The following is a 23,574-nucleotide window of genomic DNA, read 5'->3' as shown; positions in this document are numbered from 1 at the left end:
AAAACGCTTATAGTAGGTGAAAGAAAAAATCGCGTAGGAGTAAAGTGATGAAAAAGAAAATAAAACTTGAACAATTGTATTTATTTTTTTGGTTTTTTCCAATTCTGCTGTTGCCGTTTACTTGGGTGAATGCCGTTGTTCAGGGAGCAGAAATTTTGGGGCTAATTCATGGTACTGGGATTGTAGTATCGAAAAATTTTCCAATTTTAACACTATTCTATTTTTTAGTGAGTATGAGCTTGATTTTGACAAATAAATTTATGAATAGTTATAATTGGCATTTGATTCATTTTTCTTGTATGTTGGTTTTTACTTCCTTTTTTTCTATTCTGCCACGAATCATTGTTGGACCGAATGGCTTAAGTGAAAGTGGATTGAAAGATACAGGGGAAACTTCGATGTACTTTTTGACCATTAAACCAAGTTTTTATCTAGCGATTCTTTCGTTTTTATTAGCAGTCATTTTTTATTCTATAGCAAAATTAAGAATAGAAGAAAAACTGTCCGGCGAAGTTAATAAATAGGTTCAATAAAGAGGAAACATTGTGAGCAAATGATAGTAGCGAACAGTGTTTTTTTTGCTCTTTGTCAAAGATTTTTGATCCCAAAACAGGCGTTGGCAGGATTCGACGTTTTGAAAACACTGTACAAAAATACCTGAAAGGATGGAAGAAGCAAGGTTGCCTGAAGAAAATCAAATATAAAAGAATAAATAACTGAATGCACTAATATTCTGCAAATGAAATATTTCTTTTCATGTAATAATCAACCTTTTTTAAGCAAGCTAAAGATCTTCATTCTATGATATAATATTATTGTAGAAAGTTTGTGGCGGTTTGGCAAATCCAATTGAAGGAGCGTGGTGCCTATGGGCTTATTAGCTTATCGGACGTACTCTTTAGAAAGGAAATGCCTGATTTGTTCTCATTGGATCAAATCATTGCTATTATCGGAGCAGCAGCAGTAATAATTACTGCAATAGCGAAAGCTAGTGATTCGATTTTAGCATGGTTAAAGTTCAAAAAAGAACAAAAAAAATAGAGCCGTCTCAACTTTTGGCAGAGTAGACAGGCTCTAAAGCTTTGTATATATGCCATCCGCTTTGAACGGACTACACTGGGCATGTTACAGCATGCCCTTTCATTTTTATTATAACCCATTTATCTAAATTTGAAAAGTAACTTTGTTTGCGAAGTGTTGTTCTGCATGACATTAAATATAGCATATTGCTACTTCTTCAATCATAGTAGAATCATTAATCCCAATTGCTATTCTATTACTTGAATAGGGCTTTTTGTCAAATGATGATTGTAGAAAGTTTGTGGCGGTTTGGCAAATCCAATTGAGGGGGCGTGATGCCTATGGGCTTATTAGCTTGTTGGACGTACTCTTTAGAAAGGAAATGCCTGATTTGTTCTCATTGGATCAAATCATTGCTATTATCGGAACAGCAGCAGTAATAATTACTGCAATAGCGAAAGCTAGTGATTCGATTTTAGCATGGTTAAAGTTCAAAAAAGAACAAAAAAAATAGAGCCGTCTCAACTTTTGGCAGAGTAGACAGGCTCTAAACTTGTTAAAAAATGCCATCCGCTTTGAACGGACTACACATTAAGGGCTATGTTAGCGCATAGCTCCTTTATTTAATTATAGTATATCGTAGATAGAGAAGAAAGAAAAGGATTCAAGGTTAGTTTTGATATAAATTAACCTTTATTTTTGGGCTTTTTGTCAAATGACGTTGGTAAAGAGAAAGTCTAGAATCATTTGGACAGAAAGAAGAAAACTTCTTTCTGTGTTTTTTTTTGGTTAAAATAGTTTTACGTGACGGATCATGGTTTAAAGGATTTCAGGGGGGCTCTTCTCTCTATTTTTACATCATAAAAAATTTGTCGGTGAATTTCACCAACATCAAAAAGTACGAAGCCTTTTTATTTGGCTTCGATTTACGATAACTTTACATAAATTAACTTGATATTTACACCTTCAATATGCAGGATTTACAGTGGATTGCTACAATTTACTTGTAAATAAGAAAGGGGTATATCAATGAAAAAAGTATTATTTTCTTTAGGTGTTTTAGGTCTTATGTTAGCTGGCTGTGGTTCCGGTTCTGGTAGCACGGATGGCTCCGCAGCACAAAATAATTCTGCAACTTCTGGCGATCAAGTCAAAATCGTGGCTGTCGGATCTACTGCGCTCCAACCTCTAGTCGATGCAGCACAAGAAAGTTTTGTCCAAAAAAATCCCAACTATCAAATCTCTGTCCAAGGTGGCGGAAGTGGTACTGGGTTAAGTCAGGTCGAGTCTGGGGCAGTGACGATCGGAAACTCCGATGTCTTTGCTGAGGAAAAAGAAGGCGTAGATGCAAGTAAAATAAAGGATCATAAAGTTGCGGTGGTAGGTATGGCGCCAATCGTCAATAAAGACACGAACGTCAAAAATATTACAAAACAGGAATTAATTGATATATTCACTGGAAAAATTACCAATTGGCAAGAACTAGGTGGGAAAGATGAAAAAATCAATGTCATCAATCGGGCAAATGGTAGTGGTACACGAGCTACTTTTGAAAAGTGGGGATTAGATGGTGCTACTCCAGTACAATCACAAGAACAGGATTCATCAGGAACTGTTCGACAAATTGTTAGCCAAACTCCTGGCGCAATCAGCTACCTTGCTTTTTCTTATTTGGATGATAAAACACAGGCTTTAAGTATTGATGGTGTAGAACCAAAAGAAGAAAATGTTGCTGACAACAGTTGGAAAATTTGGTCTTATGAACACATGTATACAAATGGTGAGCCTTCCCCGGAAGTTCAAAAATTTTTAGATTATATGATGACAGACGAAATCCAACAAGGACCGGTGAAAGAACTCGGTTACTTACCAATTACTGCGATGAAAGTAGAACGTGATGCTGAAGGAAACTTAAAATAAGCAATCATGTACTCAAATCTGCTACCCCTAAAAGTGTGCCTTTAACGGGCATGCTTTTTTTTTTAGCTATTTCCTGCAAATGAATATGACAGTAATGAAAGATATTTATTAGTCATTTCATAGGCTTTTTTTTTACAAATGTATTAAGGTAAATATAATACTAATAATCGAGGTAAACGGTAAATGAGAATATTTAGTCATCAAACGGAAGTTGAAAAAGATCAAACTTCAGTTAAAAATATTACAAGATATGCTCCCGATTATCGAGAGGGGCTAACAGATGAGCAAGTTGCAGAACGAGTGCATGCTCAAGCAACAAATGAAACGATCGACCCATCATTTAAAACGAACAAACAAATCGTTTTGCAAAATATATTTACTTATTTTAATTTGATTTTTATCGTCTTAGCAGTTTTATTATGTCTAGTTAGTTCCTATAAAAATTTGACTTTTTTGCCAGTGATTCTTGCAAACACGGGAATTGCTATCTATCAAGAGATTCGCTCAAAAAAGATATTAGATAATTTGAGTGTACTGAATGCAGCAAAAGTCACAGTCGTAAGAAACGGCGTAGCCAATAAGATCGATATGGAGGAATTAGTTTTAGATGATGTCATCTTGCTCGAAACGGGTCAACAGATTCCTGCAGACGGTTATGTCTTAGACGGTAAATTACAAGTCAATGAAGCACTTTTGACAGGTGAAGCAGATGAGATCGTGAAAGAAGTAGATGATTATTTGATGTCAGGGAGCTTTGTCGTTTCTGGTAAGGCTTATGTACGATTAGACAAGGTTGGCTATGACTCTTACATCTCCCAATTAACAGCAAAAGCAAAAAAAATGGGAGGAGGCGAACAATCAGAAATGATTGCTTCGCTGAATAAATTAATCAAATGGATCGGGATCATTATTATTCCCATCGGTATCACCTTGTTTTCACAAAGTTACTTTTTTAATGGCAACACGATCAAAGAAAGTGTGGTAGCCATGGAAGCAGCTTTAATCGGGATGATACCAGAAGGCTTGTATCTATTGACAACGATCGCTCTAGCAATGAGTGCCGCTCGTTTAGCTAAGCAACGAGTATTATTACATGATATGAAAAGCATAGAGACTTTAGCAAGGGTTAATGTACTATGTGTAGATAAAACGGGAACTATTACTGAAAATCAGATGTCTGTACAAAAACTAGTGATTGCTAAAAATGAGCAAGCGGAGCAACAGGCAACTAGGATTCAAGAACTCATTTCAGATTATGCTAAAGCTATGGCAAATGACAATGCGACGATGCAAGCAATCAAAACGTACTTTAATAACCCTACAGATCAAGAACCTTTATCTATCTTGCCTTTTTCGTCGGTACAAAAATTCAGTAGCGTAACATTTGCGGATGGGGTCTATGTATTAGGAGCGCCAGAAATGGTTTTACGTGAACGTTTCGAAACAGTTAAAAATGAATTTAGTCAATATGCTGATCAGGGCTATCGTGTGTTGGTTTTCGGTAGTTACCAAGGAATATTGAGCGAAGCACTTTTAGAAGCAGAAGTGATTCCGCTTGCTTATCTTTTGATTGCCAACCCAATTCGAAAAGAAGCCCCTGACACATTTGCTTATTTTAAGGAACAAGGGGTAGCAATCAAAGTGATTTCAGGGGATAATCCGCAGACCGTTTCAACTGTCGCATTACAGGCGGGCATTGCTAATGCAGACCAATATATTGATGTTTCTCAACTTGCTGAGGAAGATTATCTCTCAGCAGTGGAAAAATACACCGTATTTGGACGGGTTAAGCCTGAACAAAAAATGCAGTTCGTTCAGCTTCTTAAACAAAAAAATACAGTTGCGATGACTGGTGATGGTGTCAATGACATTTTAGCAATGAAAGAAGCTGATTGTAGTATCGCTATGGCTTCTGGCAACGAAGCAACGATCCAAGCTGCGCAAGTTGCTTTATTAGATTCTGATTTTTCTAGAATGCCTGAGATCGTAGCAGAAGGTCGGCGAGTTGTTAATAATATTGAACGATCTGCTAGTTTGTTTTTAGTAAAAAATATTTTTTCTTTCTTACTTTCCGTCTTTTCTGTCTTGTTCGCACTGACTTATCCGTTGGAGCCTTCTCAAATTACATTGATTAGTCTGTTTACGATTGGTTTGCCATCGTTTTTACTTGCTCTTGAAGAAAACAAAAATCGAATTGAAGGAAAGTTTATTGTGAATGTCTTAGAAAAAGCCATTCCTGGTGGGCTAACAGATATGACTGTCGTGGGGACTTTAGTGGTAGGCGGTGTCATCTTGCATTTGAATAAGACAGATGTTTCCACGGCTTCAACGATGCTACTGACAGCGGTTGGTTTTCTCGTACTCTATAAAATTTGTCACCCATTGAACCAATTCAGAGGGCGGATCATTTTATTTTGTGCAGCAGGTATCTTATTTTCAGTCGTCTTTCTGCATAAATTATTTTCTATCTCCGCTATTTCACCCGTTTCGATTCTGTTGCTTTTGATTCTATTTTTTGCGGCGGACTCGATTTTCCGGCAATATTCGCGAATGATTGAAAATTACAGCCAGTTGAAGGATGGAAAGAAAAAACGGTCTATTTGGTTCTGGCTCAAAGTGCTGTTTTCAGTAGACAATAAACACGATTAACAGATAGACAAAACAAAAATAGGCGGTTATGCCAACCGCCTATTTTTTTCTGTTCCGCTATTTCACTTGTTCATTCATTTTTTGAAGATTTAAAGGTGATCATGCTGGAGGGATGGTGACGGTAAAAGTCGACCCCATTCCTGGATGACTTTCCACTTTGATCGTACCACCCAAGAGATTGACGTAATCTTTCACAATAGCCAGACCTAGACCAGTACCACCTGAGTGTCGACTACGTGCTTTATCCACTCGATAGAAGCGCTCAAAGATCCTTTCTTGATCTTCACGATCAATCCCAATACCAAAGTCTTGGACAGAGAATGTCAATTGGTTGTCAACCTCGTAACGGATGATTATTTTCTCTGATTCTTTAGAATATTGGATTGCATTTTCGATCAGATTTTTGATGATCGGGTATAAGAGTTCAGTTTGAGTTGTAAATGATTGTTCTTTCTGTTGCATTTCCAGGGTTAAGTGTTTCTTTTCGATCATTGGTTGGTAACTTTGAATGATTTGTTCAAAGTAAGTTGCTAATTGGATGGTTTGCGTTTCGTGTGCCGTTTCTTCATCTTTTGATAACTGAATGATTTCTCGGATCAGCTTATCTAAACGAATCGCATCTTTTTGCATGATCAATAGGAACTCATTCAATATTTTTGGGTCATCTTTGGCTCCATCCAGCAGTGTTTCAGTAAATCCGATCAATGAAGTAACCGGTGTTTTAAGTTCATGAGAAACATTTCCTACGAAGTCTTTTTGCAGTTTTTCTAATCGTCTTACTTTTGTGAGATCATAAGCCACGCCTAGAATCTGCCCAGTCTCTTCAGAACTATTGAAGTAACGTAAGCTGATGTCTAATGTTTGTTGTCCCTCTGAAATAGTAATTTCTTGATGGATCAATGGTTCATTTGGCGTAACTTGGTGAATCAATTGGATTAATTTTGGCTCTTGAATGATCTCAGTATACCGTTGATTAGGCTGATAATCATGTACCCCTAAATGTGCCTGCATTTTTGGATTCAATAGCCGCAGATGTGACTCTGAATCGATCAAAAAGACACCAATCATTAATTCATTCAATAGAGTATACAATTGTTCTTCAGTGGTCGTATAGGCACGATAGACTTTACTCATTTGTTCACTCAAAGCATTGATCGTTTGGTAAAGTTCTTCCCATTGATCAGAAGTTTGCATGATGGTCTCGGTTTTATCAGGGTTTTTGACCATTTTCTTTAAGACGGGCAGGACGGTTTTCAAGGGACGATTACGTTGATAAACCAAATAATAGCTCATACTGGACAAAACAACGAAGAAAACCAAAAAGAAGAAAAAGACCCAACGACGAAAATTTTCTGTTCTTGGCAAAAAGCCATTTGTTGGTTCTGCGATTCGAATAATGGCTTCCAACTGCCCATTCTTCTTGATCGGTAGTGCTACATATAATAGTTCTTCCTTTAACGTACTGCTCATTCTTAAAGAAGTACCTAGTGAGCCGCCATCAAGGACTGCTTTGATTTCTGGACGAGTATTTCGCTGCCCTCGTAGTGAGTGATCGGTCGTATCGAATAGGATTGTACCATTTGGAGCTAATAAGGTTAGTCGTTCATTTGATTGATGAACAAAGTCTGTTAAAACTGATTGATTATGCTTCGAAGATAAATCATCAATAGTCAATTGCTGGATCAGCAATTGCCCTTTTTTTGAAAGATAGCTTTCTTGTTGCTCGATGATTTGTTGTTTGAAATATTGAGAAATCATTTGCCAGCCACCGAAAAAGAGTCCCACTAAGAGAATGAAAAAGAAGACACGCTCAGAAATTTTTTTCCAATTCATCGTTTTGGTTCCTGAAATTTATAGCCAAAACCGCGAACTGTCACTAAATATTTTGGATGTTTAGGGTCTCTTTCGATTTTTTCTCTTAAGTGACTGACATGGACATCAACGATTCGACTTTGACCTGCAAAATCAAAATTCCAGATGCGATTTAGCAGCGTATCACGATCAATTACACGATCTTTTCGTTTCATAAAATAAACGAGCAGTTCAAATTCTTTTGGCGTTAATTCGATCGGTCGTTCCTCTACGGTTACTTGGAAATTCGTTAAATCTGCTTTGATCTGTCCAATCGTTAGGTAAGCAGGTTCTGCTTCTTCTTGTTGGACATGGCGTGGTTCGATGCGGCGAAAAATAGCTTTCATTCGAGCAAGTACTTCTCTAGGGCTGAAAGGCTTTGTTAAATAATCATCAGCACCAATTTCCAAACCGATGATCCGATCGACCTGGTCATCTTTGGCTGTAAGCATTAAAATTGGAGTATCAATTTTTTCTTGTCTCAACTTTTGGGTGATTGCCATACCATCTATAGAAGGCAACATCACATCTAAAATCATAAAATCAAAAGGTTCTTCCAGTGCTAATTCCAGTCCTTTTTGTCCGTCTAAAGCACTTGTTACTTGATACCCTTCTTTTTCCAGATTGAATGTCAACAATGTGACGATTGAAGGTTCATCATCTACCACTAATACTTTTTTCATAACTTCTCCCTTTTCTTGCGTTCATTCTTTTTGTTTATTTAAAAACAGCTATCAACTAATGCCTGGTTTTTTTAATTAAGTGTCATGAATAGACATTTCTTATTTTAGCATAGAATCCAGTAGAAGGACTATTTTACCAACTAAATAAATGGTATAATAGGAAGGCACTTTGTTGGATAAAGGAGTGAGTGGCAATTGATCGGAATTAGCGCTTGTTTAGGCGGTGTCTTATGTCGGTATGATGGACAAGAAAAAGCTGTGCCGGAATTAAAGAAACTGGTCGCTGAAGGTAAAGCGATCATGGTTTGTCCTGAAGTAATGGGCGGGCTTTCAACTCCTAGAGCCCCAGCAGAAATCGTTGGTGGCGATGGATTTGACGTTTGGAATGGTCAGGCAAAAGTGATCACTACAAATGGTGAAGACGTCACAAAAGCCTACCAAGAAGGGGCAATCCATGCTTATCAAAAATTAAAAGAGCAAGAAATAGATTTAGTGATATTAAAAGCGAAAAGTCCTTCTTGTGGTTCCTCTCTTATTTATGATGGGAGTTTTTCAGGAACCTTGAAGTCTGGAACTGGTGTAGCAACTGCTTATTTTATCCAACAAAAGATGACCGTACTCTCTGATGAAGAATGGTTGAAATTGCGAGGTGAACATAATGGAAATCGAGAAAACGAACCGAATGAACGCACTTTTTGAATTTTATTCTACGCTTTTAACCGAAAAACAGATGAATTATATGGAGTTGTATTATGCAGACGATTTTTCATTAGGAGAAATAGCAGAAGAGTATGAAGTAAGTCGCCAAGCAGTATACGATAATATCAAACGAACCAGTAAGATTTTAGAAGATTATGAAAAGAAACTCCATCTTTTCTCTAATTATATTGTTCGGGAACAGTTATTAGAAAAAATGAAAACTTATGTAAAGGAAACTTATCCTAAAGATGAAGTTCTCCTTGATTATGTGAAACAGATCCAAGAAATTGAAGAATAAAGGAATGAAGAAATATCATGGCATTTGAAAATTTAACTGAGCGCCTTCAACAGGCAATGAGCAAGTTAAGAAAAAAAGGGAAAGTTTCAGAAGCTGACGTCAAAGAAATGATGCGGGAGATCCGCCTTGCATTACTAGAAGCCGATGTAAACTTACAAGTAGTAAAAGACTTTACGAAGCGTGTTCGAGAACGGGCGATTGGTGTAGAAGTATTAGAAAGTTTAACACCTGCACAACAAATCGTTAAGATCGTTGATGAAGAATTGACGATCACTTTAGGAGCAGAAACTGTTGAATTGAATAAATCACCAAAAATTCCAACAGTCATCATGATGGCAGGTTTGCAAGGGGCAGGTAAGACGACGTTTACTGGTAAACTAGCCAACTATTTAAAGAAAAATGAAAATGCACGTCCTTTACTAATCGCAGGTGACGTGTATCGTCCAGCTGCGATCGATCAATTGAAAGTTCTAGGGCAACAATTAGATGTCCCTGTTTTTGATATGGGGACAGATGTTAGCCCAGTTGAGATCGTTCGTCAAGGGATGGAATTAGCAAAAGAAAAGAAAAATGATTATGTTCTGATCGATACGGCGGGGCGTCTGCATATCGATGAAACCCTGATGGATGAATTGAAACAAATCAAAGAATTAACACAACCAAATGAAATCTTGTTGGTTGTCGATGCGATGACCGGTCAAGATGCTGTCAATGTGGCAGATAGTTTTAACCAACAACTAGGGATCACTGGGGTAGTTATTACTAAATTAGATGGTGATACACGTGGTGGTGCAGCACTTTCGATCCGTTCTGTGACTGGCGCACCAATCAAATTCATCGGGTCAGGGGAAAAATTAACAGATCTTGAAGTTTTCCACCCAGACCGTATGGCAAGTCGTATTCTTGGTATGGGCGATATGTTGACGTTGATCGAAAAAGCGCAACAAGACTATGATGAGAAAAAAGCAGAAGAATTAGCGAAAAAAATGCGGGAAAATTCATTTGATTTCAATGATTTCATTGAACAGTTGGATCAAGTGATGGGGATGGGACCGTTAGAGGATCTGATCAAAATGATTCCTGGGATGAACCAAGTACCAGGGATTGAAAATGTCAAAGTAGATCCTAAAGATGTCGAACGTAAAAAAGCAATGGTTTACTCAATGACACCTGCAGAAAGAGAAAACCCTGATTTATTGAATCCAAGTCGTCGCAGAAGGATTGCCGCAGGTTCTGGTAACAGTGTGGTTGAAGTTAACCGCATGATTAAGCAATTTAAAGAATCACGCAAAATGATGCAACAAATGTCTAAGGGAGATATGAATATTCCTGGAATGGACCAAATGTTTGGCACAGGTGTCAAAGGAAAACTTGGAAAAATGGCGATGAATCGCATGATCAAGAAAAACAAAAAGAAAAAGAAAAAACGGAAATAAAGCTTCTATCGTACGTCTATCGTACTTCTATTATAATAGTAGAATTTTGTTTACCGTTTCATTCATCGAAAGAATCGTTGAGTTAGCTTCTGTTGGCTTTGCGATTCTTTTTTTTGCATAATAGATAAACCCAATTCAAAAACTACCTGCCATAGCGTTCCTCTTTTTAGATAGAGAAACAAAGGAATGGTACAATAAAGCTAAGAGGTGAAGAGAATGAAGGGAAGATGTCCTTGGGGTGAGCAAACAGCAAGTATGAAACATTATCATGACACAGTTTGGGGTGTTCCAGAATATGATGATCAATTACTTTTTCGTAAATTGATGTTAGATATCAATCAAGCGGGATTAAGCTGGCAAACGATTTTGAATAAAAGTGCCTCCTTTGATGAAGCTTATGACTTTTTTTCGATCGGTAAAGTAGCCGAATATACAGACGCAAAAATCAATGAGTTGATGGAAAATAAAGGGATCATTCGTAACCGTCGTAAAATTGAAGCAGCGGTAGCCAATGCTCAGGGTGTCCAAAAAATCCAACATGAATTTGGTAGTTTTGCGGATTATTTGTGGTCATTTTCGGATCATCAAGTGATCAATCACTCGTATAAAGAACAAAATGAGGTACCAACAACGAGCCCGTTATCTGATCAAATCGCCAAAGATCTAAAACAACGCGGTTTTAAATTCATCGGAAGCACAACCATATATGCTTTTTTAGAAGCTGTGGGAATTGTCAATGATCATTTAGATCATTGCTTTCGCAAACAAGAAGTCAGCCAGATGGGAAAAATCGTCTTTTATGGTGCCATTAGTTTAGATGGCTACTTAGCAACAAAAGAGGATAGTTTACAGTGGTTATTTGACACACCAACTGGAGAAAAAACAACTTACGAGGCTTTTTATCAAACAATTGATCAAACGATTATGGGAAGAAAAACTTATCAGGAAGCCAAAAAATTGTTAGCAACTGAGCATCTGTATCCTGAAAAAAAGAATTTTGTATTTTCTTCTAATAAAGAGCTGGTATTAAATGATGCAACAGTTGTTCATGAAGATCCCGTTTCATTAGTGAAAAACATAAAAGAACATTCTAACCAAACAGTCTGGGTCGTTGGTGGTGGGAATTTGTTGAAACCTTTGATCGAAAATCATTTAATTGATGAATGGTGGATCCAAATCGCACCTGTGCTTTTAGGAGAAGGTATTCGATTGTTTCAAGAAGGCGCATACGAAGAACGATTGAAACTAGTTGATACTAATTATTTTGGAGAGTTCATTGAATTGCATTATGTAAGTAATCGTGGAATATGATGGGAAAGATTATGTTGTGATGGCAAGTATTACTGTTTAAAAATAGTTTGATTAAATCAAGAGAGAAGGCGATTAAGACTTAAGTTAGTATGATGTATATTATAACTAACTTAAGTCTTAATCGTCTCTCATGTTAATAAATTGAGCGATTTCTTTATCACTACAACGATAAAGATTAAAAATATTGCGCAAACATTCGTAATTAGGTCTTCCTTTTCCTCTTTCCCAACAAGAAACGGTTTCTCGACTTACATTGAGATAATTTGCAACAAATGTTTGAGTATAATTTGCCTTTAATCTTTTTCGTTTTAACCACCTTGCATAGAAAATACAAATCACCCCTTAATATAAAGCGCTTCACCTTGAATTATATAGGTAACATATTGTATTTAAAAGGTGTTGTGTGGGGAAATTTTCCCCTTTACTAAAATAATACAAGGGTATACGATTTACATATATAAAAGTAAACGATTACTTTACTTTCTATAAAATGATAAATTAAGGAGATTTGATTGGATAAGTATTTTTTTAGAAAAACCTTTTACAAAAATAATTTAACTAGATTTGATGATTTTAAAATTGAAATACCATCTTCAATAACAATAGAAGGAAATTATTTATCTGATGATAAAATACCTGAGTTAAGGATTGAGCTAGATAATATTGGGAAAATTATTTGTAATAAATTGATTAATAGTAAAAATATCTTTTTTTCAGATTTAATTCAATGGATGAAAAGTATATTTCCCACCACGTCATTAGATACATTATATACCGATATTAAGTTATTTTTAATTTCAATGAATCAAAAAGGAATATTAAATTTTTTTCCAATCGAGAGGGCATCATTTATAGGTATCCTATTATGGAAATATCAAAATTTAAAAAATGATACAAGAATCCGCTATGATATTCAGGGGAAAAATAAATTTGGGAATTTTTGTGAGATTTTTAAATATGTGTTTAAAGAAAACATTTTTCCGATAGCATTCATAATTATAGCGGAGTTGATTGTTGTATATTTACTTAAAAATTATATTAAAATTTGGAATGCTAATTTTTTATTATTGTTACTACCGTTATATATATATTTAAATTTGTTAATTAGTTTAGTTATACATGAAACAGTACATTTAATCGTGTATAGATCAATTATGAAAAATTTTTCAGGTTATTTAGTATTAAGAAGATTCACTTTTTCTATAATTAGAGGCAAATTAAGGAAAAGTTTAAGTATAAAAGTTCGAGCTTCTGGAGCAGTATTTACTGTTTTACTGGGAATTATACTTTATTTGTTATCCAAAGAGTTGTGGGTAAGGATTCCCGCAGTTATATTCTTATTTCACATAATCAATTTGTTACCGATATTTGGTGATGGTTATGAAATAGTAAAAGAGTTGTTAAGTCATTAGACTTAATGTTCTTATAATAGCAAAAAGAAAGGTGAGTGTTAAATGAATTATTCAACACCAAAAATAGTGGAACAAAATATATCATTAACAGAAGATAAAGTAGTTTGGTATGTAGTAGCAATAGCAATTTTACTTTTACTTGCTATTACTATTGTTGGAGCAGCAGTCTTGTACTGTTTGACTAAAGGTAAAAACTTTACAGGATCGTGGTCATATGTAAATGGTAACGGCTCAGTTAGGTTAGGATGTAAATAATTAATTAAATCAAGTTAAAAACATTATTCATATCTTGGGACATACATTTTCAAAAAGGAGGAACTATATACAGCTGTATATTATATATCACTCCTTTTTGTTTTTATTTGCGTTAATTAATAATTATTTTTGGGAGGGTATATGTTAAAAATTGAAGGACTGAGAAAGATATACAAGAAGTCTCAAAAAGGTCTAAAGTGGGCTTCATTTGAAATTAAACATGGAGAGATTCTTTGCTTAGCTGGACCTAATGGATCTGGAAAAACCACCTTGATAAACACTATCCTAGGTATTGTAAAAAAGGATAGTGGTAACATTTCATTATGCAATCAACCTTTAGAAAACTACAGAATAAATAAAGAAATAGCTTATGTATCAGATGAGATTATATTGATTGAAGAATTAACTGGTATTGAATATCTCTTATTTATAAAAAAATTGTCAATAGGTGTAACAGATAAAAGAATTGCACAATTACTAGAAATTTTTGATTTGAAGGAAGATATTCATGATTTAATAAGTTCATATTCGCATGGAATGAAAAAAAAGTTACAAATCATATCAACAATTATGAGAGATTTTCAGGTTCTAATTTTAGATGAGCCGTGTAGAGGACTAGATGTAGAAGCTATATATATAATAAAAAGAATCATTTATGAATTAAAAAGACAAGGGAAAATAATTTTAATTACTAGTCATGATTTACTTTTTGTAGAAGAAATTTGTGACAGTATATCAATAATTAGTAATGGAAAAATACTAGAAAGCGGTATGCCTGATATGTTGAAATTAAATTATAGGAAAGAAAAAATAGAGGATATTTTCTTAGAAGTAGCTTTTTTGAAGGAACGAGGTGACAGACTTGAAAAAATTCTTAATAATTTTTTTAATGATTATAACAGTATACAGAAATAAATTAAAACAGTTAATAGATACGACTGCCAAAAAAATTTTTTCTTATATTTTTGTTTTGAGTATGATCGGTATATCAACTTTTTTGGCTAATGTTTTAACTAAAGATGTGATTGTACTATTTTTAAATGGAGATTCAAAAATACTATATTCAGCAGTTTTAACATATTTAATTTCTCTATCTGTTATTACGTTCTTTTTATTTGTCATTTTAAAATTTATTGATCCAAATAATTCTAAAATATTAAAAGTTTTAGACAGTTTGGACTTGAAACCCCATATCAAGTATATAGGTTATTATTCTTTTCAATTAATAATAGAAATAGTAATTCCTTTTTTAATGTTTTCTATTATTATAGTTCCTCATTTAATACAGCATGATGTATCAATTCATATACCTATCATTATATCAGCGCTATTTTTTTCCCAGTCGTTATTCATTACTACCATATCACACATCAGTTATAATTGCCTTTATTTTATGGGGAGTAGAATTAAAATACCTTATATAAAAAGTTTTGTTTTGTTAATTCAAACAGTTATTATGGCTAGAGTAGGATTCAATACGATTACAAATATGCATATGTTTCTAGTAAACTACGATCTATTTCCAAATCATCTTTTGATTTGGAATGGTGGTTTGGTAGGTAAATTATTTATAGGGGATAGCTTTATAGTGAACAATATATTGATAATTTCAAGTCAAATTATAAGTATTATTATATGTATTTTCAGTTTTACATTACTTTCAGGAGTTGAAAGAAACAATGAATATCACTCGAAAATATTATGGAGTTTGCAAAGTCCAATGAATAGATATTTAAGTCTTTTTTTCAAAGATGTTAAATTATTATTACGTTCAGAAAACACTAGTCTGCTTTTATTTATTTTGTATGGATTGAATATTTTTATTTTTATTTCTGAAACTTCTATACCACCATTTTTATCATTAAAATTTAACGCATTATTAATCGCTACTCTTCCTTTTCCTTGTTACGGTATAGATAATAAAATGTTAACTTTCTATAAATTTTTAGGGATTGGAAAATACACTTATATTTTATCCAAACTATTAAGTGCCTATTTTATTGGTGTAATTCTATTCCTTACTACATGTGTAGTAGCGTCTTTAGATAGTTGGAAAGAATTATTTATTTCATTAAGTATTTTTACTGTATCTACTATCTGTTGCTTCATTTTAGGAATAGCATTTCCATATAATAAAAATAATCCATCTTCACAAATAAGTCTAATTTTTTTAGGAACTGTGGGATTATTTCCAATCTCTTATTTGATAAATAAATTTAGCGTTTTTTCATTTTCCATGCAACTCTTTCTGATAGTACTATTATTATTAATCGGTATATTAGTAACTATTTCTATTATTAATTTTAGATGGGAGAAGGAAAGTCTATGAGAAAAATATTCGTTGATCTTTTAAAATGTAGCGGTATATCATTTTTTATTACATTTTTGATGTTAATCATGTCAATTATCCCGATTTGCTTGATCAGTTTTTTTTTATGGAACAAATTTTCACGCACCTTATAATTTATTTACTGTCATAGGGAATACGAATGATTTAGGAAACGCAATTGAATTTAATTTTAATCAGAATTTTGGGATACAAATTCTATTATTTTATTTTTGTTTCACTTTTGTAATATTAGGAATTACATATACAAAACGCTATAAGAAAATGATATATTTAATAATTTCATTGTTTGCCATTTTGCTACAAGTTCTCTTAATGAATAGTATTGTATTAAATAAAGAACCGTTTAAGGAAACATCTATAAATGAAATCAAGGAATTAATTAAAAGTAATGAAGATACAGTTATTTATGTGGGAAGAGACAATTGTCCAGAATGTATCATTTTTAAGCCAAAATTAAGTTCATTTTTAAGTAAAGAAGGTCTGAGAATCAATTACCTGAATACTACTGGAAATGAAGAAGAAGTATCTAATTTTAAAAAGTTTTATAATGAACTTGGTGTGGTTAGCGTGCCAGCAGTCATCTTTATGGAAGGTGGTAAAATTGTCAAAGTACTTCATGGAAATAAGGCCTATAATGAGATAGAAAATAGAATGAAACAATTTACTCAGCTCAAAACTGAACAAATAAGTAAATAATTAGATCGCGGGGGCTATGCTAGTATGACAGATTCTAGTAGTGATAGTACTTTGACCATAAATAGGAAAACAAGCCGAAGAATTCCAAAAATAGGAGAAGCTATTTTCGGATTCTTCGGCTTGTTTTTCAGAGCTAGACAGGTTACAACCTTTTTTCGATTGTTTCCTTCATATATGATCTATTTGATTCGACCCATCGCTTATCAAAGCTAATTTTTACTTAGTTAATTTATTTAAAAAATCAAGATAAGCATCTAGAATCGTTTGGAAGAAGCTGAGTGTTCCTTCCACAATATGACCTTCTTCATCAACTAAATTTGCAATATTGCCAATATAAGCTTCAGGTTGTTGTAAGGTAGGAACATTTAAGAATACAAGTGATTGACGTAGGTGATGGTTCGCGCCAAATCCACCGATACCGCCAGGGGAAGCAGTGACAACTAACCCAGGTTTGCCGTCCCATGCGCTTTGACCGTAAGGGCGAGAGCCTACATCTAGTGCATTTTTAAGTACAGCAGGAACCGAACGATTGTATTCTGGAGAAACAAAAACAACACCTGCTAATTCCTTGACCTCATCACGGAAACGACTCCATTCAGCAGGAGCATTCTCTGGAGTTTCAAGATCTTCGTTATAAAAAGGCAGATCATCGATCTTTACAAAAACACCTTCATATCCTTCAGGTAGCAAGTTAGCGAAAGCCTCTGCTACTTTTCTATTGTACGAATCCTTACGCAAACTACCTACAAAAAATCCAATTTTTTTAGTCATAAAACAATTCCTCCTTCAAACTTTCTATATTTATCTTACAAAAAATAAGTAAACTCAGCAAATAAAAACACTTGAGGAACATAGCGACTAACTTAACTACTTTTTTCGACTACTTATAGTAGTTATTACGTATATATATTTGCTTCACTTGACATGGATCTTCTATAATTAGTGAATAGAAGTCTTGTCTGAAAGAGTTTGTGTGATTTTTTTAGAAAAGAGTGTAGTACATGAACTTTTGATAAAGAATGTTTCTCATTGAAACATCGGTACACATCATCGCATGACTTGGGGTAACGCAGCATCAAATAAAAAGATGAAATTGGTAGGTGGAACAAATGCATATTAACGAGTTTTTACCATTTTTGATCCCGTTAGTGATCATACAACTTGGGTTATTTTTTTATGCCCTTTATCATATTTTGACTCATACGCATTATCGATTTGGCAGTCGAACACTCTGGATCATAGTAATTCTCATAGGATTTCAATTTGTTGGTCCAATCTTGTATTTCGTGTTCGGTAAGGAGGAGGCATAATGGCGATCCTTGAACTAATCGATGTATCAAAATCTTTTGGTGAAAAAAAAGTGTTGAACCATCTTTCCCTTACCGTCAAGGAAAAGACGATCTTTGGGTTTATTGGAAAAAATGGTGCAGGGAAAACGACAACGATGAAATTGATTTTGGGGTTGCTAAAAAAAGATGCTGGAACAATCAAGGTTAATGATGAAACGGTTCACTATGGTCAAACAAAAACGAATCGCTGGATCGGCTATTTGCCAGATATTCCGATGTTTTATGACTACCTTACCGCCGAAGAGTATTTGCAATTATGCGGGGAAATCACCGAGATGCCTAAACATAAAATCCAACAAAAAACGCAAGAGTTATTAGCGTTAGTTGGATTGGCTCACGAGAAAAAAAGGATTAGGACTTTTTCAAGAGGGATGAAGCAACGTTTGGGGATTGCCCAGGGGTTACTGAACGAACCAAAACTGTTTATTTGTGATGAGCCGACTTCGGCGTTGGATCCATTGGGGCGTAAAGAAATTTTGGATATCTTATTACGTGTCAAAGAGCAAACAACGATCCTTTTTTCCACACATATTCTATCAGACGTGGAACAAATTTGTGATGAAGTGGCTTTCTTAAATGAAGGAGAAATCGTTTTATCGGGCACAGTAGCAGAATTGAAAACCCATCCTAAAAATGAAGGATTTGAAATCCAATTTCCAACTGTGAAACATTCTCAAGAATTTTTATCGCTTTTACCAGGAGCAATCATGAAAAATGAAACCCTTATTTATCCTGGCAGAACTAACGAAGACTTGCTTCGTGCACTATCTTTAATTGTTGATCACAAATTACCGATTCAATCGATTCGTCGTTTAGAACCTTCCTTAGAACAAATTTTTATGGAAGTGGTGGACAAATGAAGCAATTACTCGCGTTTTCAAAAAAAGAATGGAAGGAAAATTGGCGTACAGGTAGATTATTACTGTTGCTTTCATTAACGATCATTTTTGGGATCATGAATCCACTGATAGCCAAATTAACACCCTACATCGTTCAATCGATGTCAGAAAATTTAGCAGCATCTGGTATGAAAATCGGGGAAGTCAATGTAGATGCGCTGACTTCTTGGGGACAATTTTATAAAAACATGCCTATGTTTCTTTTATTGTTTTTGTTATTGTTTAGCTCGACCTTGACGAATGAATATCAAAAAGGAACATTGATTAATCTTTTAACCAAAGGGATGGTTCGCTGGAAAATTTATTTTACTAAATGGATCATGGGACAGTTTTTTTGGGCAGTTGGTTTTTGGGGTTGTTCCTTCATTACTTACTTTTATACTGCTATTTATTGGGATAATGAGCTGGTTGTTCAATTAGGGACAAGAAGTTTTTATTATTATTTATGGGGTGTGTGGTTATATACTTTATTTCTATGGTTGTCCTCCTTTATTTCTTCTGGCTATTTTGTGCTAGCTTGTGGAGGGATTTGTGTGGCTGGCTGTTATTTGTTATCTATGTTTACAAAAGTTGCTGAGTATTCTCCTTTTTATTTAACGACAGCTTCGAACGCATTAGGGGAAAGGATTGATTCGAGTAACTATACTTTTTCTTTAATGGTAACAGGTTTGATGATTGCTGCCTTTTTAGTGACAGGAATTCTTTTTTTCAATAAAAAAGAGAGTTGAAAAAATTTTTTATTAGCTGTAAAGAAAAAAAGCTTTACAGGGTAAAAAAAAACTGTTACACTACAACTTGTGAATAAAACAATGGAGGTGGAAATATATAATGGCAGTTAAAATCCGTTTAAAACGTATGGGTTCTAAAAAGAGTCCTTTTTACCGTATCGTCGTAGCTGATTCACGTTCTCCTCGTGATGGACGTTTCATCGAAACTGTAGGTACTTACAATCCTTTGAAAGACCCTGCAGAAGTAGTTTTAAAAGAAGATTTAGTTCTTAACTGGTTATCTAAAGGTGCGCAACCTTCTGATACTGTACGTAACATCCTTTCAAGAGAAGGCGTTATGCAAAAACACCACGAAGCTAAATTCTCAAAGAAATAAGGTGATCGGATATGAAAGATTTAAGCGAATTAGTCTTAACAATCGTTCGTCCGTTAGTCACTTATCCTGAACAAGTCCAGTTAGAAGTCACTGAGTCAAAAGACTTCTATGAATATAACCTAACTGTGGCTCCTGAAGATATTGGTCGTATCATCGGTAAACAAGGGCGTGTTGCGAAAGCAATTCGTACGATCGTTTACGGGGTACGAACAAATGCACCGAAAAAAGTGCGTTTAAATATCATCGATCATAAGGAATAAAAAAAGCTGTTTCGTCTTGACGAGACAGCTTTTTTCTTTTTGAGGGGACTACTTGGCAAATGAGTATAGAAAGCGTATCCTTAAAGTATAGAAAGGAGTAGATACCTATGAAAAAAGTTGCATTATTGATACCAGCTCTTTTACTTTTAAGTGCCTGTCAAGGGACAAATAATTCTACTGAAACAACTGATACGGTGACACCAGCGACTCATTCAACGAGTCATAGTACTTCCAAAGAAACAGATACTCAATCAACAACCAAAAAGAGTGAAAGCTCTGAGATGTCTGGAAATACAACGGAAACGGCGACTACAAAAACAGAAACATCTACACAGAATAAACAAGCACAAACCGCATTTGAAGAACTGAAAGAAAAATACCCAACGACACCGATGCCACAAGAGATTCCGATTACAACAGGGAAATTAAACATCGCTGCTGCCGAAACCAAACAGGGCTTTTCGATCTTATACTATGATCTACCGAAAGCCTATGTCTTAAATGCCAAAGAGTTAAACCAAGAAACCCCGATGGCTTCTTATCTTTACCAATATGGTTTTGCTTCTAGTCAAGAAGCAATTGATGCCTTGAGACCAGTTACAGTTGATACAAATGGCCGACAAGTCGATTTGGGCTACAATATCACTGGCTATCAACAAGGAGCGGCGGGATCTAGTATTCTAGAATGGCAAGAAGGAAATTGGAGTATTCGTGTCCGGGCAAGTAATATTGAAGGACAAGATCCTGTACCGTTAGCCAAAGAAATCGTTGCTTACTTAGAAAAAGCAAGTTTGCCTGCGCCTGAGAAGTACGGGAAAATTACGGTTGAAATGAATGATTCTTCCCAACAAGCTACACAAGTAAGCTGGCAAGAGCCTAAAAATGTTTATACTGTTACCCACAAAGATACTCTTTCCGCATTGAAAATGGCTGTTTCTATGAACCAATAAATGATTGGAAAATGATATAGAAAAGCGAAAAGAAAGTAGAATTGCATATGCACACATGCTAAAATAAGGCAGATACGTCAAAAACACGTTCAGCCATTTAAAAACCATTGTTTGGTTGAAACATGTGTGAAAAGGAAAAGGGGATACAAGTTGACTGAATATTTAAATGTTGGAAAAATCGTAAATACTCAAGGGATCAAAGGAGAAGTGCGCGTCATTTCTACCACAGATTTTCCAGAAGAACGATATAAAAAAGGTGCTGTACTTACCTTGTTTCAAGAGAAGAAAGCGCCAATTGAATTAACCGTCAAAAGTCATCGTAAACATAAAAATTTTGACTTGTTAAGTTTTGAAGGGCATCCTTCAATCAATGATGTTGAAAAATATCGAGACGGTATTTTAAAAGTTTCAAAAGAAGAAACGATCGAGTTGCCAGAAAATGAATTTTATTATCATGAGATCATTGGAGCAAAGGTCGTTGAGGAAAATGGAAATGAATTAGGTAAAATCAAAGAAATTCTTTCACCAGGTGCTAACGATGTTTGGGTAGTCCAACGACCAAAGAAAAAGGATGTTTTGCTTCCTTATATTGACTCAGTGGTTAAAACAGTTGATTTAGAAAATGGGGTCATTTACGTCGAGATTCCAGAAGGATTGATCGATGATGAAAATTGATGTCTTAACACTCTTCCCACGAATGTTTGAAGGACCAATGGGTGAATCGATCATCGGTAAAGCGGTCAATAAAGGATTGTTAGAGATCAATGTTTCTAATTTTAGAGACTATTCCGATAATAAACATCAAACGGTCGATGATTATCCATATGGTGGCGGGGCAGGGATGTTGTTAAAAGTCCAACCTATCTATGACAATATCAAAGCAATTGAACAAGCAAATCCTGAAACAAAAAAACGTGTGATTTTATTGGATCCAGCTGGTAAACGATTTGATCAAGCGATGGCGGAAGAATTTTCGAATGAAGAACATTTAGTATTTATTTGTGGACATTACGAAGGCTATGATGAACGAATCCGTTCGCTAGTTACGGATGAAGTCTCTTTAGGTGATTATGTCTTGACTGGTGGCGAACTCGGCGCAATGGTGATGATCGATGCAACGGTGCGCTTATTACCGGACGTTTTAGGAAATCAAACATCCGCTCAAACAGATTCTTATTCAACGGGATTATTGGAACATCCTCAATATACACGGCCAGCAGAATTTAACGGGATGAAAGTCCCAGAAGTTTTAACAAATGGAAACCATAAATTGATTGAAGAATGGCAACTGAAAGAATCCTTAAGAAGAACATATCAACGCCGACCTGACTTATTGGAACAATTATCAATGACTCCACAAATGCTGAAATTGTTAGAAGAAGTCAAAAAAGAAGAATCAGACGAAATAGAATAAGAAATATCAATATGACTCTTTACACTAAATTGATAGTGTGATAATATTTTATGGTGAGTGCAAAAGCACTTAACTATTACGATGTTCCGCTGTGAGGGAAAACTCATAAGAATGTTTGGAATAAGGAGAAAAGATCAATGAATCCATTAATCGAAGAATTAACAAAAGAACAATTACGTTCTGACATCCCAGCTTTCCGCCCTGGTGACACTGTACGTGTTCATGCGAAAGTTGTCGAAGGTACACGTGAACGTATCCAGTTATTTGAAGGTGTTGTAATCAAACGCCGCGGAGCTGGAATCAGCGAAACTTATACAGTACGTAAAGTTTCTAACGGAGTAGGTGTTGAACGTACATTCCCATTGCATACACCACGTGTTGCAAAGATCGAAGTCGTTCGCTACGGTAAAGTACGTCGTGCAAAATTGTACTACTTACGTGCATTACACGGAAAAGCTGCTCGTATCAAAGAAATCCGTCGTTAATCTATCGTTATCTGATAGTGGAAGAACCCTTGAATTTCAAGGGTTCTTTTTTTGATTATTTTTATAAGCAGTAAGTCTAGATTGTTTGACATTATAGATTTGCAAGAGTGGCAAACAAGGAGCAAAAAGTCGAGTCACTTTGGTATATCTTAAATATACGTCAATCAGATGACACGATGACAGTCCTATTCATACCAAAGGGGCGACAGATCTGGTAGGTGAACGTAATCAGCTTATCAAGTTTATATGTACTACACGCAAACGCTATGCGTATTAAAGAGATCAGAAAAAAATCCTGCTAGAGAGTGTCTAAAAATATAAAGTGCGACAGTCCTTGAATACTAAGAACTTTTTTTGAATGTTTTTACTAACAATCGTTTTGTCATTGGCAAGTTAACTGAAAATGAGACTGAAGAATCTGTTCTGATTCATCAGTCTCATAATTTCGACTTATTCAAAATGCAACGATGATCCCAAAGGTCGGTTGTTAAGAGAATTGAGGACTTTTTTTACATATTTACTAAACGAGAAAG

27 protein-coding genes and 1 pseudogene are annotated in these 23,574 nt (G+C 34.9%); 24 read left to right on the top strand and 4 right to left on the bottom strand.

All coding sequences use genetic code 11. From position 1 onward, the window contains the following. Positions 1-47 precede the first annotated feature (47 nt). The 5 genes from IGJ18_RS09570 (at position 48) to IGJ18_RS09550 (ending at position 5,589) form a co-directional block, all read left to right on the top strand. Positions 48-524, top strand: a complete 477-nt coding sequence (locus tag IGJ18_RS09570; protein WP_010718484.1) for a hypothetical protein — start codon at positions 48-50, stop codon at positions 522-524. A gap of 304 nt (positions 525-828) precedes the next feature. After that, positions 829-1,041 carry a hypothetical protein gene (locus tag IGJ18_RS09565; RefSeq protein ID WP_438843267.1) on the top strand — a complete coding sequence of 71 codons (213 nt, stop codon included), beginning with the start codon at positions 829-831 and terminating at the stop codon, positions 1,039-1,041. Positions 1,042-1,321: 280 nt separating this feature from the next. Further along, positions 1,322-1,534 (top strand): hypothetical protein, encoded by a 213-nt coding sequence (locus IGJ18_RS09560; RefSeq protein WP_126343546.1) that lies wholly within the window; start codon positions 1,322-1,324, stop codon positions 1,532-1,534. Positions 1,535-2,049: 515 nt separating this feature from the next. Continuing rightward, positions 2,050-2,940, top strand: a complete 891-nt coding sequence (locus IGJ18_RS09555; protein ID WP_034700844.1) for a phosphate ABC transporter substrate-binding protein PstS family protein — start codon at positions 2,050-2,052, stop codon at positions 2,938-2,940. A 183-nt stretch (positions 2,941-3,123) separates the two neighbouring features. Next, the gene (locus IGJ18_RS09550) at positions 3,124-5,589 is read left to right on the top strand and encodes a cation-translocating P-type ATPase (protein WP_438843266.1); all 2,466 of its coding nucleotides are present in this window, start codon (positions 3,124-3,126) and stop codon (positions 5,587-5,589) included. Between the two features lie 99 nt (positions 5,590-5,688). Here IGJ18_RS09550 and IGJ18_RS09545 read toward each other — a convergent pair whose 3' ends face one another. Both IGJ18_RS09545 and IGJ18_RS09540 read right to left on the bottom strand, forming a co-directional pair. Further along, positions 5,689-7,422 carry an ATP-binding protein gene (locus IGJ18_RS09545; RefSeq protein WP_438843265.1) on the bottom strand — a complete coding sequence of 578 codons (1,734 nt, stop codon included), beginning with the start codon at positions 7,420-7,422 and terminating at the stop codon, positions 5,689-5,691. Further along, positions 7,419-8,123 carry a response regulator transcription factor gene (locus IGJ18_RS09540; RefSeq protein ID WP_010718479.1) on the bottom strand — a complete coding sequence of 235 codons (705 nt, stop codon included), beginning with the start codon at positions 8,121-8,123 and terminating at the stop codon, positions 7,419-7,421. The genes IGJ18_RS09545 and IGJ18_RS09540 overlap by 4 nt, the downstream gene beginning before the upstream one ends. Before the next feature lie 195 nt (positions 8,124-8,318). Here IGJ18_RS09540 and IGJ18_RS09535 point away from each other — a divergent pair, with 195 nt between their 5' ends. The 5 genes and pseudogenes from IGJ18_RS09535 to IGJ18_RS09515 all read left to right on the top strand — a co-directional run bounded on the left by IGJ18_RS09535 (position 8,319) and on the right by IGJ18_RS09515 (position 11,867). Then, on the top strand, positions 8,319-8,822 hold the full coding sequence (locus IGJ18_RS09535) for a DUF523 domain-containing protein (protein ID WP_438843264.1): 504 nt from the start codon (positions 8,319-8,321) through the stop codon (positions 8,820-8,822). Beyond that, positions 8,782-9,120 (top strand): putative DNA-binding protein, encoded by a 339-nt coding sequence (locus IGJ18_RS09530; RefSeq protein WP_010718477.1) that lies wholly within the window; start codon positions 8,782-8,784, stop codon positions 9,118-9,120. The genes IGJ18_RS09535 and IGJ18_RS09530 overlap by 41 nt, the downstream gene beginning before the upstream one ends. A 17-nt stretch (positions 9,121-9,137) precedes the next feature. Beyond that, a complete protein-coding gene (gene ffh / locus IGJ18_RS09525; protein WP_010718476.1) occupies positions 9,138-10,556 on the top strand; it encodes a signal recognition particle protein in 1,419 nt (472 codons plus the stop codon). Positions 10,557-10,772: 216 nt separating this feature from the next. Then, positions 10,773-11,345 (top strand): annotated as a pseudogene (locus tag IGJ18_RS09520) (DNA-3-methyladenine glycosylase I); the annotation flags it as partial. Next, positions 11,337-11,867 carry a dihydrofolate reductase family protein gene (locus tag IGJ18_RS09515; RefSeq protein ID WP_438843460.1) on the top strand — a complete coding sequence of 177 codons (531 nt, stop codon included), beginning with the start codon at positions 11,337-11,339 and terminating at the stop codon, positions 11,865-11,867. The pseudogene IGJ18_RS09520 and the gene IGJ18_RS09515, both read left to right, overlap by 9 nt. A gap of 117 nt (positions 11,868-11,984) precedes the next feature. On the opposite strand, the gene IGJ18_RS09510 is transcribed toward IGJ18_RS09515, so the two are convergent. Then, positions 11,985-12,206 carry a helix-turn-helix domain-containing protein gene (locus tag IGJ18_RS09510; protein ID WP_228196763.1) on the bottom strand — a complete coding sequence of 74 codons (222 nt, stop codon included), beginning with the start codon at positions 12,204-12,206 and terminating at the stop codon, positions 11,985-11,987. Positions 12,207-12,379: 173 nt separating this feature from the next. On the opposite strand from IGJ18_RS09510, the gene IGJ18_RS09505 reads away from it, so the two are divergent. The 5 genes from IGJ18_RS09505 (at position 12,380) to IGJ18_RS09485 (ending at position 16,580) form a co-directional block, all read left to right on the top strand. Next, positions 12,380-13,279 (top strand): hypothetical protein, encoded by a 900-nt coding sequence (locus IGJ18_RS09505; protein ID WP_368020267.1) that lies wholly within the window; start codon positions 12,380-12,382, stop codon positions 13,277-13,279. Between the two features lie 42 nt (positions 13,280-13,321). Then, positions 13,322-13,534 carry a hypothetical protein gene (locus IGJ18_RS09500; RefSeq protein ID WP_010718472.1) on the top strand — a complete coding sequence of 71 codons (213 nt, stop codon included), beginning with the start codon at positions 13,322-13,324 and terminating at the stop codon, positions 13,532-13,534. Positions 13,535-13,675: 141 nt separating this feature from the next. Further along, positions 13,676-14,449 carry an ABC transporter ATP-binding protein gene (locus IGJ18_RS09495; protein WP_010718471.1) on the top strand — a complete coding sequence of 258 codons (774 nt, stop codon included), beginning with the start codon at positions 13,676-13,678 and terminating at the stop codon, positions 14,447-14,449. After that, positions 14,424-15,863 (top strand): hypothetical protein, encoded by a 1,440-nt coding sequence (locus tag IGJ18_RS09490; RefSeq protein WP_438843263.1) that lies wholly within the window; start codon positions 14,424-14,426, stop codon positions 15,861-15,863. Before IGJ18_RS09495 ends, IGJ18_RS09490 begins: the two co-directional genes overlap by 26 nt. A gap of 333 nt (positions 15,864-16,196) precedes the next feature. Next, positions 16,197-16,580 carry a thioredoxin family protein gene (locus tag IGJ18_RS09485; protein WP_438843262.1) on the top strand — a complete coding sequence of 128 codons (384 nt, stop codon included), beginning with the start codon at positions 16,197-16,199 and terminating at the stop codon, positions 16,578-16,580. 216 nt (positions 16,581-16,796) lie between these two features. Here IGJ18_RS09485 and IGJ18_RS09480 read toward each other — a convergent pair whose 3' ends face one another. Next, on the bottom strand, positions 16,797-17,351 hold the full coding sequence (locus tag IGJ18_RS09480; protein WP_010718468.1) for an NADPH-dependent FMN reductase: 555 nt from the start codon (positions 17,349-17,351) through the stop codon (positions 16,797-16,799). Positions 17,352-17,689: 338 nt separating this feature from the next. Here IGJ18_RS09480 and IGJ18_RS09475 point away from each other — a divergent pair, with 338 nt between their 5' ends. The 9 genes from IGJ18_RS09475 to rplS all read left to right on the top strand — a co-directional run bounded on the left by IGJ18_RS09475 (position 17,690) and on the right by rplS (position 23,041). Continuing rightward, positions 17,690-17,890, top strand: coding sequence for a PLDc N-terminal domain-containing protein (locus IGJ18_RS09475; protein ID WP_010737914.1), 201 nt, complete (start codon positions 17,690-17,692; stop codon positions 17,888-17,890). Then, on the top strand, positions 17,890-18,789 hold the full coding sequence (locus tag IGJ18_RS09470) for an ATP-binding cassette domain-containing protein (protein WP_438843261.1): 900 nt from the start codon (positions 17,890-17,892) through the stop codon (positions 18,787-18,789). The genes IGJ18_RS09475 and IGJ18_RS09470 overlap by 1 nt, the downstream gene beginning before the upstream one ends. Next, on the top strand, positions 18,786-19,556 hold the full coding sequence (locus IGJ18_RS09465) for an ABC transporter permease subunit (protein WP_178285871.1): 771 nt from the start codon (positions 18,786-18,788) through the stop codon (positions 19,554-19,556). The genes IGJ18_RS09470 and IGJ18_RS09465 overlap by 4 nt, the downstream gene beginning before the upstream one ends. A gap of 100 nt (positions 19,557-19,656) precedes the next feature. Next, positions 19,657-19,932, top strand: a complete 276-nt coding sequence (gene rpsP, locus IGJ18_RS09460) for a 30S ribosomal protein S16 (protein ID WP_010718464.1) — start codon at positions 19,657-19,659, stop codon at positions 19,930-19,932. A gap of 11 nt (positions 19,933-19,943) precedes the next feature. Further along, entirely contained in the window at positions 19,944-20,192 is a 249-nt protein-coding gene (locus IGJ18_RS09455; RefSeq protein WP_010718463.1) for a KH domain-containing protein, read from the top strand. A 107-nt stretch (positions 20,193-20,299) separates the two neighbouring features. Beyond that, on the top strand, positions 20,300-21,142 hold the full coding sequence (locus IGJ18_RS09450) for a hypothetical protein (RefSeq protein WP_053766613.1): 843 nt from the start codon (positions 20,300-20,302) through the stop codon (positions 21,140-21,142). A 150-nt stretch (positions 21,143-21,292) separates the two neighbouring features. Then, positions 21,293-21,817, top strand: coding sequence for a ribosome maturation factor RimM (gene rimM / locus IGJ18_RS09445; protein ID WP_010718461.1), 525 nt, complete (start codon positions 21,293-21,295; stop codon positions 21,815-21,817). Beyond that, complete coding sequence (trmD, locus tag IGJ18_RS09440; protein WP_025480115.1) at positions 21,807-22,556, top strand: tRNA (guanosine(37)-N1)-methyltransferase TrmD; 750 nt, start codon at positions 21,807-21,809, stop codon at positions 22,554-22,556. The genes rimM and trmD overlap by 11 nt, the downstream gene beginning before the upstream one ends. A gap of 137 nt (positions 22,557-22,693) precedes the next feature. After that, positions 22,694-23,041 (top strand): 50S ribosomal protein L19, encoded by a 348-nt coding sequence (gene rplS / locus IGJ18_RS09435; protein WP_002286913.1) that lies wholly within the window; start codon positions 22,694-22,696, stop codon positions 23,039-23,041. Positions 23,042-23,574 lie beyond the last annotated feature (533 nt).

Source organism: Enterococcus sp. AZ078 (genome assembly GCF_051714985.1).
GTDB lineage: Bacteria > Bacillota > Bacilli > Lactobacillales > Enterococcaceae > Enterococcus_B > Enterococcus_B hirae.
The sequence above is the reverse complement of the archived record's forward strand: the minus strand, read 5'-3'. Positions and strand labels throughout refer to the sequence as shown.

Excerpts from the sequence above, each read along its gene's own strand:
- IGJ18_RS09570 (WP_010718484.1), top strand. The coding sequence starts at position 48 with ATGAAAAAGAAAATAAAACTTGAACAATTGTATTTATTTTTTTGGTTT.
- IGJ18_RS09555 (WP_034700844.1), top strand. The coding sequence starts at position 2,050 with ATGAAAAAAGTATTATTTTCTTTAGGTGTTTTAGGTCTTATGTTAGCT.
- IGJ18_RS09550 (WP_438843266.1), top strand. The coding sequence starts at position 3,124 with ATGAGAATATTTAGTCATCAAACGGAAGTTGAAAAAGATCAAACTTCA.
- IGJ18_RS09545 (WP_438843265.1), bottom strand. The coding sequence starts at position 7,422 with ATGAATTGGAAAAAAATTTCTGAGCGTGTCTTCTTTTTCATTCTCTTA.
- IGJ18_RS09540 (WP_010718479.1), bottom strand. The coding sequence starts at position 8,123 with ATGAAAAAAGTATTAGTGGTAGATGATGAACCTTCAATCGTCACATTG.
- IGJ18_RS09530 (WP_010718477.1), top strand. The coding sequence starts at position 8,782 with ATGGAAATCGAGAAAACGAACCGAATGAACGCACTTTTTGAATTTTAT.
- ffh (WP_010718476.1), top strand. The coding sequence starts at position 9,138 with ATGGCATTTGAAAATTTAACTGAGCGCCTTCAACAGGCAATGAGCAAG.
- IGJ18_RS09515 (WP_438843460.1), top strand. The coding sequence starts at position 11,337 with ATGGGAAAAATCGTCTTTTATGGTGCCATTAGTTTAGATGGCTACTTA.
- IGJ18_RS09500 (WP_010718472.1), top strand. The coding sequence starts at position 13,322 with ATGAATTATTCAACACCAAAAATAGTGGAACAAAATATATCATTAACA.
- IGJ18_RS09495 (WP_010718471.1), top strand. The coding sequence starts at position 13,676 with ATGTTAAAAATTGAAGGACTGAGAAAGATATACAAGAAGTCTCAAAAA.
- IGJ18_RS09490 (WP_438843263.1), top strand. The coding sequence starts at position 14,424 with ATGATTATAACAGTATACAGAAATAAATTAAAACAGTTAATAGATACG.
- IGJ18_RS09485 (WP_438843262.1), top strand. The coding sequence starts at position 16,197 with ATGAATAGTATTGTATTAAATAAAGAACCGTTTAAGGAAACATCTATA.
- IGJ18_RS09480 (WP_010718468.1), bottom strand. The coding sequence starts at position 17,351 with ATGACTAAAAAAATTGGATTTTTTGTAGGTAGTTTGCGTAAGGATTCG.
- IGJ18_RS09475 (WP_010737914.1), top strand. The coding sequence starts at position 17,690 with ATGCATATTAACGAGTTTTTACCATTTTTGATCCCGTTAGTGATCATA.
- IGJ18_RS09470 (WP_438843261.1), top strand. The coding sequence starts at position 17,890 with ATGGCGATCCTTGAACTAATCGATGTATCAAAATCTTTTGGTGAAAAA.
- IGJ18_RS09465 (WP_178285871.1), top strand. The coding sequence starts at position 18,786 with ATGAAGCAATTACTCGCGTTTTCAAAAAAAGAATGGAAGGAAAATTGG.
- rpsP (WP_010718464.1), top strand. The coding sequence starts at position 19,657 with ATGGCAGTTAAAATCCGTTTAAAACGTATGGGTTCTAAAAAGAGTCCT.
- IGJ18_RS09455 (WP_010718463.1), top strand. The coding sequence starts at position 19,944 with ATGAAAGATTTAAGCGAATTAGTCTTAACAATCGTTCGTCCGTTAGTC.
- IGJ18_RS09450 (WP_053766613.1), top strand. The coding sequence starts at position 20,300 with ATGAAAAAAGTTGCATTATTGATACCAGCTCTTTTACTTTTAAGTGCC.
- trmD (WP_025480115.1), top strand. The coding sequence starts at position 21,807 with ATGAAAATTGATGTCTTAACACTCTTCCCACGAATGTTTGAAGGACCA.
- rplS (WP_002286913.1), top strand. The coding sequence starts at position 22,694 with ATGAATCCATTAATCGAAGAATTAACAAAAGAACAATTACGTTCTGAC.